We start from the raw sequence: 15,046 nt of genomic DNA on the forward strand, positions 1-15,046 counted from the left end.
CACTCTTTCTTTTAGATAAAACTATTTTAGCACAAATTTTCAGAATTAGGATTGTAAAAAGTTGATAATATCATCTAGTAGATAGAAGACGGTTCGAGTTCCCTCTATAGGAGGTTCTAATCTTTTTAATCCTTTTTGTTCCCAAGTTTTTAGTGTGTTTGGGGAGATATTTAGCTGTTTTAGCAATTCTCGCTGTTGTATTATCTTTAGTGGTATGTTCTGTTCTTTGATTTGAATGAGTTTGATAAGTGTTTGCAATAATTGTTCAATTTGTTCTAATTTTTCGTTATTCATTATTCTCTTTCTCCTCTGTGTTTGAATTATGGAGTCGATTAGGATTGTATCTTCGTGAATCTAGGTATTTGGCGAAGAAATATGTACGTTCAATGATAAGCCCTAATAAATTGGTATTGTTTGCTCGGGCATACCAGACCAATTCTTCAAATTCGGTAAAGTCGTTCTCTTCGATAATATCAACTACTTCATGTATAAAATCCGAGGAGTTCATCTCCATCAAGAATTTTTCTAAATTAAAGCCGCAACCGACTTCAATATCCTCAATGTTGTAGGGAGTCTTATCTGGATTTTCCGCATGGGTAAAGTAGTCAAATAAACCAGTGGGAGACATAACTACCTCCACATGTGCTGGACCGTTTAGTTTGTCACTGATGATATTTGATACTTGTGAATAGCTTTTCAGTGAATCAAAGAAGAAAGCACCGTGTTTGTGCGATTTCTTGAACTCTCCCGTCTGTCTATTAACGTCCTTATCGTGCCAAGGACTAAGAATAAACGGAATATGGAGTTCCTCTAATATATTCAAGTAGTTCTCTGGTGCGCTTTCCTCGTAGAAGAGAAAAGTCCATTTGGTTGAGCGCTGTTCTTTTGCCATAGGCAGTTACCTCATTTCTTTTGGGTTCTATTACTAAGGAGAAATGACAGGTCGTATGCAAAGTTTTTTTGAAAAAATTGAATTTTTTGTGATTATTGATTATTGATCTATTGGGGGTCGTAGTCACCCCAATAGGTCATGATAGAAAAGAATATAAAAAGGGGCTGTCTGGCTTTTGCTTAACGCAAGCCACAGCCCCAAGGGATTAACGTTTTTGTCCAGTGAACCACAATTGGTTACGAACTCGAATAGGAGAGGAGAAATAATAGTCTGCGTGTTGGCTGACGATTTCTTCTTTTAATTGTGCTTCCATCTCTTTTAGGATTTTTTGCCCTTGTTGGTCTCTAGGGACTTTTAGAAAAATAGTGATGGTATCTTTTCGTATATCTACGATACACTTACGAACAGCTCGGTTAAATCCGTTATGGATTGGGTTGATAGTAGTAACCGTCTGATGTTCAAGATTGCTTATCTTCTGTACTCGTTCACGCTGAAACAGGAAGTGTCGCAACAGAAAAGTGTGATAGACAGATTGGATATAGTTCCAAAGACTATCTGTTTTCAACCGTTGTATTATCTCTAATCCAGTCAATAGTAAGGCAAGTAGTAGTGAAATAAGAGCGGATTTGTGACTTACAGAACTAATGGTATCAGTAATGTTTTTAACTGAATCTAGGTTGACAAATGAGATGTTGGCTAATTGGACGGAAAGAAAATTGAATAGCCAGCCGAAGACAGAGCAGATAGGAGTAGAGAGAACCAAATATAGTATAAGATTGAAACTTCTTATAAAGTAGTTTTTTGTGGTCATAGGATACCTCGCTTAGTGTAGTAGGTTGGACAGAGTAGGGGCAGAACTTGGTAGGGGTGTTCATTGTCGATAACTTGGATGATACCTGTACCATGTCCTGTTGGAATGACAATCCCCTCTGGATCGAGGTCAGGAAATAAAAATTGAGTAGTTTTCTGATTGATATTTCCAATTTGTAACAATACGTTTAGCTGTTCCCTTACTGAAATTGGGATAGTATTGTGGTCAAAACGCTGACTTACTAAAAATAGATGGATTTTGGTAGCACGTCCTAACAAGGCAATCTGTGAGAGTAAGGAGAAAAATGCTTCTTTGATATTCTTATTGACTCCCTCTGATAGAGCTAGGACTTCATCAATAACAATAGTTAGATGGGTAAATTGATGGTTGGGATTATCATACAAGATAGCTTGTCGTTTTTGAATGAGATTTGCACATTGACTTAATTGTTCGTTGACCTGTGATACAAAATCAGATTTTGAACGGTTTTCGACAGGGTGGATAACGGAAATATGATTTTCTCTTGCCCAACGACTTGGGGTATCAAATTTCGGGTCAATGATAATCAAGTCAGACATATGCTTCAGTACACTCAAGAAGTAAGTGAGAGCATACGATTTCCCAGAACCTGAATTTCCAGCAATAGCCCAGTGATTGACCTTGTCTAAATTGAGTTCAAAGTGCTTCATGATAGGGATTTTCCCATGTGGCAATCTGGCTGAAAACTTATCCAAATCAGGAATCGCTAAACGTTCTGAAATCCCTCTTTTCCAAGGGAAGAATAAACCACGTTGAATGTGTAAGTCATCTGTGTCTAGAGGGACAAAATAGGTAGCATTTTGTTTTAGAAGCGTATATTGTGGGTAAAGTGAAGCATTGGCAATCAGAAAGATTTTCTTGTATAAGTCGTCATCGAGGATATAAGCGCACGGTAGGCGAGGGACAAAGACAAAGCCGTCTTCTTGAATAATGACGTTAAAAGAATTAGTATAGCTGGTTTCCCCCTGCATTAAAGCCCCTAGAGCCATGTTTAGGCTCTGGAGCAGGTAAGATTGCAGGAAAGATTGGTTCAGCACATCACGAGATTGTGAGGTCATTACCGAACCTCCTTGATACCATTTGCTTTGAAGTAAACGTTATATTTTACTTCGCAGGCTTGTAGGGTGTCAAATTGAATCATGGATTGAAACGCTGGAAGCTCAATCGTATCTTCGAATTTTACTTGGAAAGGGTCTTGTCCTTCCTGTACAAACCATGCTTTATAGGCTACGATTTCTCCTGTTGGTTTTCCTTCTTCAAACCGTTGTTGTGGTTCAAGTTCGGTACTAAGTGAGTAAATCGGTTGTTTTTGACTGATAATTTTATCAGCCAATGTAGTTGTATAACCACCTTTTGTTGTTTTCATTTTAAACGCCATAGGGTTGTTCCTCCTTTATTATTGAGAAATAATACGAATGAGACTTGCTCGGTTTTGGTCGTGAGCTGGACGTAGTTGCTCTAGTTATGTATCACCTCCTTATTACTAAGGAGAATGAGACAACCAAACGCAAAGTTATTTGTTAAATTTTTAATTTTTTTATAAAAAATCCAGTGACAGAGACACTGGATTTGAGGTATTAGCGATAACTTTTTAATAAAGGAGCTAATTTTTTTAGTGCTTTACAATAATGAGATTTGACAGTTACATCACTCATTTTCTTGTAATGTTCAGTGATATAGCGAGCCGTTTCTTTATAGCTTGAACCTTGTTCCGCTATCATTTCAACAATCTTACTGTCAATTTCTGATAGGGATGCTTTAGCTTCACGAATAGCTTGTCTTAACTCCGCTAGGATTAAAGCTTCTTCGGGATTCAAATCAGAACTTGCAACTACTTCATAGCGTTCACGTCGTTTACCGTCATTACGAGATATGCTTTCTTCCATATTTCGTTTATGGTGGTATCGGTCACGCCGTTCTGCATTACTTTGTTCTTGTTGAAGCAAACGAGTTACTTCATTCCAATTTTTAGCTTTAATAGCTTCTTTGATTTTACGCTCACGGCGTTCTTGTACTTTATTGCTCATAATGATGAGCTCCTTTCCGTCCTTGGACAGAAGGAAACAAAATGAGCAAATATTGAACGCTGAGTATGCTAAAAGGCACAACAAAGAAACAGCGAAACAATTCTATGCAAGACATGACCTTTATCGTCATATCATCATATTTGTTTCAATCTGTCCTTTGATGGCCATCAATTTGGACTATTAAAATTTTTATCAAGAGTTTTTCTTGATATATTCAGTATAAGGCATAATGTTCTTTTATTTTTTACTTCTTTTTTTACTTCAATAAACTAATTTGTAAAACGAAGTGCAAAAAAAAACTAGGCGATTCACCTAGTTTTTAAAGAGCAAATTTTCGTATCTCTTCTTCGCTTAATAGTTTAATAAATGCTTGTTGAACTCTATCTAAAGCCGAAGCCATTGCGAGTAATTCCTCGTTTAATTGTTCTTGGAAATAGTATGTTACTTGTGTATTATTCGTCAATAATCCCTCAATATAGCGAGTGACATTTGTATTATCTAAATTGATATCATAGAGTTCAACTAAATCAACAAGGTCGATGTCGTTTATTCCCTGAGAGGCAATTTTTTCAATACGTTTCTTATCCTCTAGTGAAAATCTTGTTGGCTCTAATTGAATAGTGTGCCTTTCTTGAATTGGTCTTGTTGCATAAGGGTTGGAAACCCAACTGATAATTTCATCAAAAGTTCTTTCCTCAGTCCTTTCTATATCATTGGATTGATAAATATTAATGCCTAGATTTGCCAACTCTTCTTTAGAATATTTTTGATATAACTCTGTGATATCCTTACCTTGACTGAGTAATTTCATACAGTCCTCAGATATCTGTTTGAATTTTACTCCATCTATTTGTTGACCACCAGTCATACTAAACGAAGAGGTTGTTCTTCCTTTTTGAGAAATAACTAACGGGACGGATGTAAGGTAAGATTTTGGAATATTCTCTTTATACATTCTTTCTAATATATCATTTACCATAAATCCGATATTAAACAAGGGATTTTCTTTGAGTTTTTTTATTAGATTAGGGATAATTTCTGTCGAAACATTATCATACCACCATTTATTGATGAGAGGATCAATGTTTTCTTGCCTAAATGTTGAGGGTATGTCATTTCCGCCTAATTCAAATAGGATACCACAGACATTAACTTCAAATGATTTAATTAAATTATCCCCTAACATCAACCAAAGAATATCAAACATTTCTTCAAAATCAATGACAGTCAATTCATTGATGGTACGGGTTCTAAAACTTCTAGCGGGGTTATAACTTTTTCCACCAACCCATACGTCAATGTCATCTTTCTTGTGAAAAGTATCCATTTCAGTTTCAGTAGAAATCATAAATCTTTTTCTTTGAATATTGAAATTTGCAAATGTCTTGGCAATACTTAGACAACTTGATTGGATTGAAATTAAATCATCACTCATGAAAGAATATAGTTTTTCATCTACAGCCTCTAAATCTCTATATAAAATAGAACTGAAAAAATAATGAAACAGATTCTCAATAAACTCATCTAACTCTCCAAAAACGATATACGTATAGCTCGAAGCGGTTAGAGCATTTAAATAAACTAACATCGAACTCGTAATTGGTCGCTTACCACTTTCAACTTGACTAACTTGACCTGCATTGCCTAGTTCGCTTTGTGTAATATTGTATTTTTTTCTTAAATTTTTGATACGAGTAGGTATTTCTTGTGAATAATTTTCTTCAAAAAATTTCATATATAATCCCCCTATAATCATGGAAAAGTAGAAAGTAGTAAAAATAGTTGTTATCCTAGTTGATTAAAAAAATCTCTGATTTCCTCATCTTTTATAAAATAATATATAATTTTCCCCTCTCTTCTAGTGTCCAAGATGTTTTGATTGGCTAGTTTACGAAGATGGTGGGAGGCAGATGCCATACTGAGATTTAGTAAACAGGCTATATCACAGACACAGAGTTCTTCAACAGCAAGGAGATAAAAGATGATATTTATCTGTTTATTATCGGTAAATTTTGATAAAATGCGAAGTGATTTTTGGACTTTTTCCTTTTCAAGGTAGTTCGTTGCGGTTGTAACATTTTGTTGATTTATAACATCCACTTGACAGATACTATCTTTTTTCATAATTTTTTCTCCTAGCCTAACACAGCCCATAGCATGTTAAAGCTGTTGTTTTCAATCAGGATATACATCCCCAGTCCTAAATAAACAACGGCAATAAACCATCTGCTATATTTTTCCAAAGTTTCTCCAACAGAAGGGACTTGTGCCAATTTTTGGGCAGAAAAAACCAAGAGATAAATCATGACTAGAAAGGTAAGTAAAGCCACTATCAAATTCGCTAAATTTAAGGTAATAAAATATGGGACAAAAACACCAATATTGTCAGCACCACAACTTGCAAAAGTAATCATAGCGACTAGAAAAATCAGGTTTTTATTATCTTTGCGCAAACCATCTTTTGCAATAGCTTCTCCATCAGAATCTCCTAAAAGCAAAACTTTGAGTCCTAGGAAAATTGGAATCAAACCGAGCAAACCTAAAATCTCTTTACTAGGAATATAATTTAAGACAAATGCAAAAAGTAAACTTAGCAATATTAGACTAACAGAGCCTAGAAATTGTCCTAAATAGATGTTAATGATGTCTTTTCTGCTTTTTCTTTTGGCAAAAAATAACATTAGGATAATAAGTAAGTCTACGGCTGTCCCAGAATACAGTATTATTGAAGTAACAACATTTTGAATCATAAAACACCTCATTCAAATATATTTTTGAATGTATTTTAACATTAAACTTTGTAGATGTCAACTTAAAATTCACCAAAATATAGATAAGGCGTTAGTGTACCAAATATTAAAAAGCCCTGCCATCGAAATGATAGCAGGGCTTAACTTCAATATCCAGATGATATATTTATCTAAAAAAGGTAGAGTAAAAGGTAGAGTTTTTATTGATTTGTAGTGCGATATAATGAGTTTCAAAAAATCAAAAATCACTTTAAATCAATATTTTGACGTCTATTGACGTGTACTGAAACCCTTACTTCACCTCTGTAAACACAACGTGTTTGCGAAGTTTTGGTGAGTATTTCTTCAATTGAAGACGGTCTGGAGTGTTACGTTTGTTTTTAGAAGTAAGGTACAAGCGTTCACCAGATTCTTTGTGTTCAAGTGTGATATTTACGCGCATGGTATCTCCCTTCTATTATTCAGCTGATGCAGCTTTAGCGATCTTACGTCCTTTGTAGTATCCTTTAAGTGATACACGGTGAGAACGTGAGTAATCTCCAGTAGTTTCGTCAAAGTTTACAGATGGAGCTGTTACTTTGTAGTGTGTACGACGTTTGTTTTTCTTCGCTTTTGAGGTGCGACGTGCAGGTACTGCCATTTTGATTTCTCCTTTAGGTATTTAAATTCGATTCAATCTACTGATTTTCATCAACCATACTAGGATAACACATTTTTTTTGTAAAGTAAAGTTACTTGACAAAAAAAGATGAAAAAATTAAAAGGTCATTAACCAGATTAATCGAAATTTTCTGAAAATTCAAGAATTTTATTCTGTTCATTGCCTTTAAAATGTGTTATAATAGTAAAAACTGAAACGGGAGGGATAAGATGACTGAATTAGATATACGTCACCGCAGTAGCATTTATGACAGCATGGTGAAATCACCAAACCGTGCTATGCTTCGTGCGACTGGTATGACAGATAAGGACTTTGAAACACCGATTGTGGGAGTGATTTCAACTTGGGCGGAAAATACACCATGTAACATTCACTTGCATGATTTTGGGAAATTGGCTAAAGAAGGTGTCAAATCTGCGGGCGCCTGGCCGGTACAGTTTGGAACTATTACCGTAGCAGACGGGATCGCCATGGGAACGCCTGGTATGCGTTTCTCTCTAACATCTCGTGACATCATCGCGGACTCCATCGAGGCGGCTATGGGTGGTCACAACGTCGATGCCTTCGTCGCTATCGGTGGTTGTGACAAGAACATGCCTGGTTCTATGATTGCCATTGCCAATATGGATATCCCAGCTATTTTCGCCTATGGTGGAACCATTGCACCGGGCAATCTTGATGGCAAAGATATTGACTTGGTTTCTGTTTTTGAGGGTATCGGAAAATGGAACCATGGTGACATGACAGCTGAGGACGTGAAACGTCTTGAATGTAGTGCCTGCCCTGGCCCTGGTGGCTGTGGTGGTATGTATACTGCTAATACCATGGCGACTGCTATCGAAGTTCTAGGTATGAGTTTACCAGGTTCTTCATCTCACCCAGCTGAATCAGCTGACAAGAAAGAAGATATCGAAGCAGCAGGACGTGCTGTTGTTAAGATGTTGGAGCTCGGTCTCAAACCATCAGACATCTTAACTCGTGAAGCCTTTGAAGATGCCATCACTGTAACGATGGCTCTCGGTGGGTCAACCAATGCCACTCTTCACTTGCTTGCCATTGCCCATGCTGCCAATGTTGATTTGTCACTTGAGGACTTCAATACGATCCAAGAACGTGTGCCTCACTTGGCCGACTTGAAACCATCTGGTCAGTATGTCTTCCAAGACCTCTATGAAGTCGGTGGTGTCCCTGCGGTTATGAAATACCTCTTGGCAAATGGTTTCCTTCATGGAGACCGCATCACATGTACTGGTAAGACAGTCGCTGAAAACTTGGCTGATTTTGCAGACCTTACACCAGGTCAAAAAGTCATTATGCCACTTGAAAATCCAAAACGTGCAGATGGTCCGCTTATCATCTTGAACGGGAACCTTGCCCCTGATGGCGCGGTTGCTAAGGTATCAGGTGTTAAAGTGCGTCGTCACGTTGGACCTGCTAAAGTCTTTGACTCAGAAGAAGATGCCATTCAGGCCGTTCTGACAGATGAAATCGTTGATGGCGATGTTGTCGTTGTCCGTTTCGTTGGACCTAAGGGTGGTCCTGGTATGCCTGAGATGCTGTCACTTTCATCCATGATCGTTGGTAAAGGTCAAGGAGACAAGGTTGCCCTCTTGACAGACGGACGTTTCTCTGGTGGTACTTATGGTCTGGTTGTTGGACATATCGCCCCTGAAGCTCAGGATGGTGGACCAATTGCCTACCTTCGTACAGGTGATATCGTTACGGTTGACCAAGATACCAAAGAAATTTCCATGGCCGTATCGGAAGAAGAACTTGAAAAACGTAAGGCAGAAACAACCTTGCCACCACTTTACAGCCGTGGCGTCCTTGGTAAATATGCCCACATCGTATCATCCGCTTCACGCGGAGCCGTGACAGACTTCTGGAATATGGACAAGTCAGGTAAAAAGTAAACTCAAAAAGCAAGCCAATTTCGGCTTGCTTCTTTTTATCTTCAAAAGTGATTTGCCTGCTTATACTCAATAAAAATCAAAGAGCAAACTAGAAAGCTAGGCGCAGGTTGCTCAAAGCACAGCTTTGAGGTTGGAGATAAAGCTGACGTGGTTTGAAGAGATTTTTGAAGAGTATTAACGAGGTGGTAGTCCCAGGGCAATACGGCCGTAGCGACTGATTCGTGTAATCTTCCAGGCAGGTGACCAGGTGACTTCAACCTTGACATCTTCGATACCCTCGATTTGTTTCAGACCTGCGACGATTTCGATAGGCAGGCTTTCAGCGCAATCGCAGGCAGTGTCAGTAAAGGTCATGACAATCTTGCAGAGACCTGTTTCGTCCAGATTGATTTCATAAATCAAGCCCAGATTGTAAACATCTAATTCCACATCTGTATCAAAAACCTTCTCTAGTTTTTCAATAATTTGGTCTTGCAAGGCCAAAGCCCGGTCATTGATTTTGATATCGTCTCTCATTACTTCCCTCCACCTGATAAATATCCTCTATTTTCTCATAATTCTGACAATTTAGCAAGTTTTTGATGAATTTTCTGAAAAGACTCTCTTGAGATTTTCTACTCTCACTGTTTTAATCCCTTTATTTATGGTAAAATAAGACTATTAAGTTTAAAGAGGATTCCCTATGAAATTACAAAAACCAAAAGGAACGCAGGATATTTTACCTGCTGAATCTGCCAAGTGGCAGTACGTTGAGGGCTTTGCCCGTGAAATTTTCAAGCGCTATAACTATGCAGAAGTGCGCACGCCTATTTTTGAGCACTACGAGGTCATCAGTCGCTCTGTCGGAGATACAACGGATATCGTAACCAAGGAAATGTATGATTTCCATGACAAGGGTGATCGTCATATCACCCTTCGTCCAGAAGGAACTGCGCCAGTTGTCCGTTCTTATGTGGAAAATAAACTCTTCGCTCCAGAAGTGCAAAAGCCAAGCAAATTTTACTACATGGGCCCTATGTTCCGCTATGAGCGTCCACAGGCAGGTCGTTTGCGCCAGTTCCACCAGATTGGTGTTGAGTGTTTTGGCTCAAGCAATCCAGCTACCGATGTGGAAACCATCGCTATGGCAGCTCATTTCTTGAAAGAAATCGGCATCCAAGGTGTTAAATTGCACCTCAACACTCTTGGAAATCCTGAGAGCCGTGCGGCCTATCGTCAGGCCTTGATTGACTATTTGACACCACTCAAGGAGACCTTGTCTAAGGATAGCCAACGTCGCTTGGAGGAAAATCCTCTTCGTGTCTTGGACTCTAAGGAAAAAGAAGACAAGGTGGCAGTGGAGAATGCTCCGTCTATCTTGGACTTCCTTGATGAAGAAAGCCAGGCTCACTTTGATGCCGTGCGTCAGATGTTGGAAACTCTCGGAGTAGACTATATCATCGATACCAATATGGTGCGTGGTCTGGACTACTACAACCACACCATTTTCGAGTTTATCACTGAGATTGAGGGTAATGACTTGACAGTCTGTGCGGGTGGTCGCTACGATGGCTTGGTTTCTTACTTTGGTGGTCCTGAAACTGCTGGATTTGGATTTGGCCTTGGTGTAGAGCGCCTGCTTCTTATCCTTGAAAAGCAAGGTGTGGCCCTCCCTATCGAAAACGCTCTAGATGTTTATATCGCAGTCTTGGGTGAAGGAGCAAATGTTAAGGCCTTGGAATTAGTACAAGCCCTTCGCCAACAAGGATTCAAAGCAGAGCGTGATTACCTCAACCGTAAACTCAAAGCTCAGTTCAAGTCAGCCGATGTCTTTGCGGCTAAGACCCTCATCACCCTAGGAGAGAGTGAAGTCGAAAGCGGACAAGTGACAGTCAAGAACAACCAAACACGAGAAGAAGTTCAAGTATCACTGGATACTATCAACCAGAACTTTTCTCAAGTCTTTGAAAAATTAGGATTTTAATGACAGACAAACTGGTCAGGATCTTATTCTTGACCCTCTTTTTCCTAGGATTAACATTGCTCTTACTTGCTCAAAAATATCTTTATAAAACCATTACTACCGTTTCTATTTTTGCAAGAGGAATTCGCTTATTAGCCCTTTTAGTTGCGACTGTATTCCACATTTTTATCAAAATGATGCAAATAACAATAGTAAGACTTCATTTCAAATAGGAGGCCCATATGAAATTACTTAAAAATCTTGGCTGGTTTCTTCTAGTTGTTTTATCCTTTTTCTTTGGCTATGGTTTGGTTCAGAGTATGGCTTTATCAGCGCTTGACCTAGGGGCTTCGATCTTTGGAGTCTTGCCACTTTATATAGCCCTGTCAGGGGCCTATGTTTATGGAGTTTACAGATGGTATCAGACAGAAAAAGTTAGCATCCATACAACGGTTTTTAATCGTTATATTTGGTTGCCAACCCTGGTTTTGCTAGTGGCGATTGTAGCCCAGTTCTTTTTACCAGATGATCCGTCGGTCAATCAACAGACTGTATCACAATTGACATTGGCTCAGCCTGTCTTTGGTTTCTTTATGGTAGTGGTCTTTGCTCCTTTGACGGAAGAAGTCATCTTTAGAGGAATGCTGGCGCGCTATCTCTTTCCTAAGCAGGGCAACATGAAACAGACAGCTCTGTTTCTCCTTGTATCGAGTGTGCTTTTTGCCTTGATTCATTTTCCAGGGACTTTGCAACAGTTTTTAGTTTATGCCAGTCTGGGATTGAGTTTGGGTCTGGCTTATGTGAGTCGAAAAGGCCTTCTTTATAGCATTTCTTTACACGCTTTGAATAATTTAATCGGCTTTTTGATGATACTCATGCTATAATAGAGTCAGGAGGTCACATGAAACGAGTAATTTTATTAGCAGTGATACAGGCGGTCGTTCTCTTCTTTATCATCGGGGCGCTTGCCTATGCCTTTAAAGGCGACTTCTTTTACAACTATCTAGCAGTTGTCTTTGCGCCTATTGCAGGTGTCTTGCGTTTTGCTTCGGCTTATGCTACGGAGATTGTTCTACCTAAAAAGGCAGCTGAGATTGCCGAAAAGCGTAAAAAAGGTTAAGAATCATAATCAGAGAATCCGATGACGTTTTCATCGGATTTTTTGTCTGTTCGTTTTGATTTCTAAAGACAATCAAACTTTTCTGATGATTTTCATGAAGAGCCTGCGCTTTTATGGTAAAATAGTAACAGAATAAAAGAGGAGAGAAAACATGAAACGTAGTATGTATGCTGGTCGTGTTCGTGAGGAACACATCGGACAAGAAATGACCTTGAAAGGCTGGGTTGGCCGTCGTCGTGACCTTGGTGGTTTGATCTTTATCGACCTTCGTGACCGTGAAGGAATCATGCAGTTGGTTATCAACCCTGAAAAAGTATCTGCAGAGGTCATGGCAACAGCTGAAAGCCTTCGTAGTGAGTTTGTCATCGAGGTGACTGGACAAGTCGCTGCGCGTGAGCAAGCCAATGATAAATTGCCGACTGGTGTGGTTGAGTTGAACGTGACAGCTTTGACAGTGCTGAATACAGCCAAAACAACACCTTTTGAGATTAAAGATGGGATTGAGGCAAATGACGATACACGTTTGCGTTACCGTTACCTCGACCTTCGTCGTCCAGAAATGTTGGAAAATCTCAAACTTCGTGCCAAGGTGACTCATTCTATCCGTAACTACTTGGACGAGTTGGAGTTTATTGATGTGGAAACACCATTCCTTTCTAAGTCAACACCAGAAGGGGCGCGTGACTATTTGGTTCCATCTCGTGTCAATAAAGGGCATTTCTACGCTCTTCCTCAGAGCCCACAAATCACAAAACAGCTTTTGATGAATGCTGGATTTGACCGTTACTACCAAATCGTCAAATGTTTCCGTGATGAAGACTTGCGTGGAGACCGTCAGCCTGAGTTTACTCAGGTCGACTTGGAAACGTCTTTCCTAACTGAGCAAGAAATCCAAGATATTACAGAAGGCTTGATTGCGCGTGTGATGAAGGAAACAAAAGGCATCGAAGTAACGCTTCCATTCCCTCGTATGAAGTATGATGACGCGATGGCTCTTTACGGTTCTGACAAACCCGATACTCGTTTTGACATGTTGCTTCAGGACTTGACAGAAGTTGTCAAGGGTGTTGATTTCAAAGTCTTCTCAGAAGCACCTGCTGTTAAAGCCATTGTAGTCAAAGGCGCAGCAGATAACTACTCACGTAAAGACATTGACAAGATGACTGAAGTAGCCAAACAATACGGTGCCAAAGGTCTTGCTTGGGTCAAGGTGGTTGATGGAGAATTAAACGGACCAGTTGCCAAGTTCTTGACTGGGATCCAAGCAGATTTGACTGCAGCACTTGGTCTTGAAGATAAGGATTTGGTTCTCTTTGTGGCGGATACGCTTGAAGTGGCGAATGCAACACTAGGTGCCCTTCGTGGACGTATTGCCAAAGAGCTTGGCTTGATTGATAACGATAAATTTAACTTCCTTTGGGTTGTTGACTGGCCAATGTTTGAATGGTCAGAAGAAGAAGGCCGTTATATGAGTGCCCACCATCCATTTACCCTTCCTGATAGGGATTCTGCAAAAAAACTAAAATATTATAAGAACGATTTACAAAGTTGTTCCAAAGAAAAAGGAAGTATCCTTGAGAGAATTTATGCAGTCGCATATGATATTGTCTTAAATGGTTATGAGCTTGGTGGTGGTAGTCTTCGTATATATAAAAAAGACTTGCAGGAATGCATGTTCAAGGCTCTTGGTTTCTCAGCTGAAGAAGCAAATGACCAGTTTGGTTTCCTTCTTGAAGCCATGGACTATGGTTTCCCACCACATGGTGGTTTGGCGATCGGTCTTGACCGTTTTGTGATGCTCTTAGCAGGAGAAGAAAATATTCGTGAAGTCATTGCCTTTCCTAAGAACAATAAGGCAACCGACCCAATGACACAAGCTCCATCAACAGTCGCTCTCCAACAACTAGAGGAACTCAGCTTACAAGTAGAAGAAGATGAAACAAGCAAAACGAATTAAGCGGTGGCGCTATTATCTGCGCCGCTTTGCTTATCAGATAAAAATCTTACGAGTTTTACAAAGTATCTCTCGGGAAAAATATGATGAGAAGGTATCGGCTTCTCTGGTTTATGGCTTTTTGTCAGCAGTAGCAGTCAATTTCTTTTTTCAACCAGGACACGTTTACTCCAGTGGTGCGACAGGTCTGGCACAGATTATCTCTGCCTTGAGTAATCACTGGTTTGGTTTTTACATTCCGATATCGCTAACCTTTTATGCTATCAATTTTCCGTTGATGATTTTGGCTTGGTATCAGATTGGGCATAAGTTTACAATCTTTACCTTTATCACAGTATCCATGAGTTCCCTCTTTATCCAGCTTGTGCCAGTTGTGACCCTGACAGAGGATCCCATCATCAATGCCCTTTTTGGGGGTGTTGTCATGGGCTTGGGGATTGGTTTTGCGCTCCGTAACAATATTTCTAGCGGAGGTACAGATATCGTCAGTCTCACCATTCGAAAGAAAACAGGGAGAAATGTCGGTAGTATTTCTTTCTTGGTGAATGGGACGATTATGCTGATAGCAGGATTGACCTTTGGTTGGAAATACGCCCTCTACTCTATGATCACCATTTTTGTATCGAGCCGTGTGACAGATGCGGTCTTTACAAAGCAAAAACGCATGCAGGCCATGATTGTGACCAATAATCCTGACAAGGTAATCGCAAAAATCCATAAAAAATTGCACCGCGGAGCAACCATGATCCACGATGCAGAAGGAACCTATAATCATGAGAGAAAAGCAGTCTTGATTACGGTTATCACGCGAGCAGAGTTTAATGATTTTAAACACATCATGAAACAGGTCGATCCGACAGCCTTTGTCTCTGTATCCGAAAATGTCCACATCCTAGGACGATTCGTAGAAACAGACAATTAATAATACTCAAAAGAC

At 39.5% G+C, this 15,046-nt stretch carries 19 protein-coding genes; 7 read left to right on the forward strand and 12 right to left on the reverse strand.

Features of this window, described 5'->3' with window-relative positions; translation table 11 throughout:
- Positions 1–45 precede the first annotated feature (45 nt).
- The 9 genes from MK396_RS08415 to MK396_RS08455 form a co-directional block, all read right to left on the reverse strand.
- Positions 46–294 (reverse strand): MerR family transcriptional regulator, encoded by a 249-nt coding sequence (locus MK396_RS08415; RefSeq protein WP_001058391.1) that lies wholly within the window; start codon positions 292–294, stop codon positions 46–48.
- Entirely contained in the window at positions 287–892 is a 606-nt protein-coding gene (locus MK396_RS08420; RefSeq protein WP_001040935.1) for a replication protein, read from the reverse strand. The genes MK396_RS08415 and MK396_RS08420 overlap by 8 nt, the downstream gene beginning before the upstream one ends.
- Positions 893–1,097: 205 nt before the next feature.
- Entirely contained in the window at positions 1,098–1,703 is a 606-nt protein-coding gene (locus MK396_RS08425) for a hypothetical protein (RefSeq protein ID WP_268724274.1), read from the reverse strand.
- A complete protein-coding gene (locus MK396_RS08430) occupies positions 1,700–2,800 on the reverse strand; it encodes a type IV secretion system DNA-binding domain-containing protein (protein ID WP_045610914.1) in 1,101 nt (366 codons plus the stop codon). The genes MK396_RS08425 and MK396_RS08430 overlap by 4 nt, the downstream gene beginning before the upstream one ends.
- Entirely contained in the window at positions 2,800–3,120 is a 321-nt protein-coding gene (locus MK396_RS08435) for a hypothetical protein (RefSeq protein ID WP_000874693.1), read from the reverse strand. The genes MK396_RS08430 and MK396_RS08435 overlap by 1 nt, the downstream gene beginning before the upstream one ends.
- A 199-nt stretch (positions 3,121–3,319) precedes the next feature.
- Positions 3,320–3,769, reverse strand: a complete 450-nt coding sequence (locus tag MK396_RS08440) for an RNA polymerase sigma factor (protein ID WP_268724275.1) — start codon at positions 3,767–3,769, stop codon at positions 3,320–3,322.
- A gap of 319 nt (positions 3,770–4,088) precedes the next feature.
- Positions 4,089–5,504: a helix-turn-helix domain-containing protein gene (locus tag MK396_RS08445; RefSeq protein ID WP_061428479.1), complete on the reverse strand. Its 1,416-nt coding sequence runs from the start codon at positions 5,502–5,504 to the stop codon at positions 4,089–4,091.
- Positions 5,505–5,554: 50 nt separating this feature from the next.
- Positions 5,555–5,893: a Cd(II)/Zn(II)-sensing metalloregulatory transcriptional regulator CadX gene (gene cadX / locus MK396_RS08450; RefSeq protein WP_000711078.1), complete on the reverse strand. Its 339-nt coding sequence runs from the start codon at positions 5,891–5,893 to the stop codon at positions 5,555–5,557.
- Positions 5,894–5,904: 11 nt separating this feature from the next.
- Positions 5,905–6,519: a CadD family cadmium resistance transporter gene (locus tag MK396_RS08455; protein WP_326845829.1), complete on the reverse strand. Its 615-nt coding sequence runs from the start codon at positions 6,517–6,519 to the stop codon at positions 5,905–5,907.
- 28 nt (positions 6,520–6,547) lie between these two features.
- Between MK396_RS08455 and MK396_RS08460 the strand changes: the two genes are divergently transcribed.
- Positions 6,548–6,733, forward strand: coding sequence for a FanG protein (locus MK396_RS08460; protein WP_082242376.1), 186 nt, complete (start codon positions 6,548–6,550; stop codon positions 6,731–6,733).
- 78 nt (positions 6,734–6,811) lie between these two features.
- On the opposite strand, the gene rpmG is transcribed toward MK396_RS08460, so the two are convergent.
- Positions 6,812–6,961: a 50S ribosomal protein L33 gene (gene rpmG, locus MK396_RS08465; protein ID WP_001265622.1), complete on the reverse strand. Its 150-nt coding sequence runs from the start codon at positions 6,959–6,961 to the stop codon at positions 6,812–6,814.
- 15 nt (positions 6,962–6,976) lie between these two features.
- Positions 6,977–7,159, reverse strand: coding sequence for a 50S ribosomal protein L32 (gene rpmF / locus MK396_RS08470; RefSeq protein ID WP_000290417.1), 183 nt, complete (start codon positions 7,157–7,159; stop codon positions 6,977–6,979).
- Between the two features lie 230 nt (positions 7,160–7,389).
- On the opposite strand from rpmF, the gene ilvD reads away from it, so the two are divergent.
- Complete coding sequence (ilvD, locus tag MK396_RS08475) at positions 7,390–9,093, forward strand: dihydroxy-acid dehydratase (protein WP_268724277.1); 1,704 nt, start codon at positions 7,390–7,392, stop codon at positions 9,091–9,093.
- Positions 9,094–9,267: 174 nt separating this feature from the next.
- Here ilvD and MK396_RS08480 read toward each other — a convergent pair whose 3' ends face one another.
- Positions 9,268–9,609: a metal-sulfur cluster assembly factor gene (locus MK396_RS08480; RefSeq protein WP_001204052.1), complete on the reverse strand. Its 342-nt coding sequence runs from the start codon at positions 9,607–9,609 to the stop codon at positions 9,268–9,270.
- A gap of 166 nt (positions 9,610–9,775) precedes the next feature.
- Between MK396_RS08480 and hisS the strand changes: the two genes are divergently transcribed.
- The 5 genes from hisS (at position 9,776) to MK396_RS08505 (ending at position 15,031) form a co-directional block, all read left to right on the forward strand.
- Complete coding sequence (gene hisS / locus MK396_RS08485; RefSeq protein WP_268724278.1) at positions 9,776–11,056, forward strand: histidine--tRNA ligase; 1,281 nt, start codon at positions 9,776–9,778, stop codon at positions 11,054–11,056.
- A 221-nt stretch (positions 11,057–11,277) separates the two neighbouring features.
- Positions 11,278–11,919, forward strand: coding sequence for a CPBP family intramembrane glutamic endopeptidase (locus MK396_RS08490; protein ID WP_268724279.1), 642 nt, complete (start codon positions 11,278–11,280; stop codon positions 11,917–11,919).
- A 17-nt stretch (positions 11,920–11,936) separates the two neighbouring features.
- Entirely contained in the window at positions 11,937–12,155 is a 219-nt protein-coding gene (locus MK396_RS08495) for a hypothetical protein (RefSeq protein ID WP_000832176.1), read from the forward strand.
- Positions 12,156–12,306: 151 nt separating this feature from the next.
- Positions 12,307–14,112, forward strand: coding sequence for an aspartate--tRNA ligase (aspS, locus tag MK396_RS08500; protein WP_268724280.1), 1,806 nt, complete (start codon positions 12,307–12,309; stop codon positions 14,110–14,112).
- Positions 14,090–15,031 (forward strand): YitT family protein, encoded by a 942-nt coding sequence (locus MK396_RS08505; protein ID WP_000806300.1) that lies wholly within the window; start codon positions 14,090–14,092, stop codon positions 15,029–15,031. The genes aspS and MK396_RS08505 overlap by 23 nt, the downstream gene beginning before the upstream one ends.
- Positions 15,032–15,046: the final 15 nt, after the last annotated feature.

Source organism: Streptococcus oralis (assembly GCF_026782235.1).
Lineage (GTDB): Bacteria > Bacillota > Bacilli > Lactobacillales > Streptococcaceae > Streptococcus > Streptococcus oralis_CC.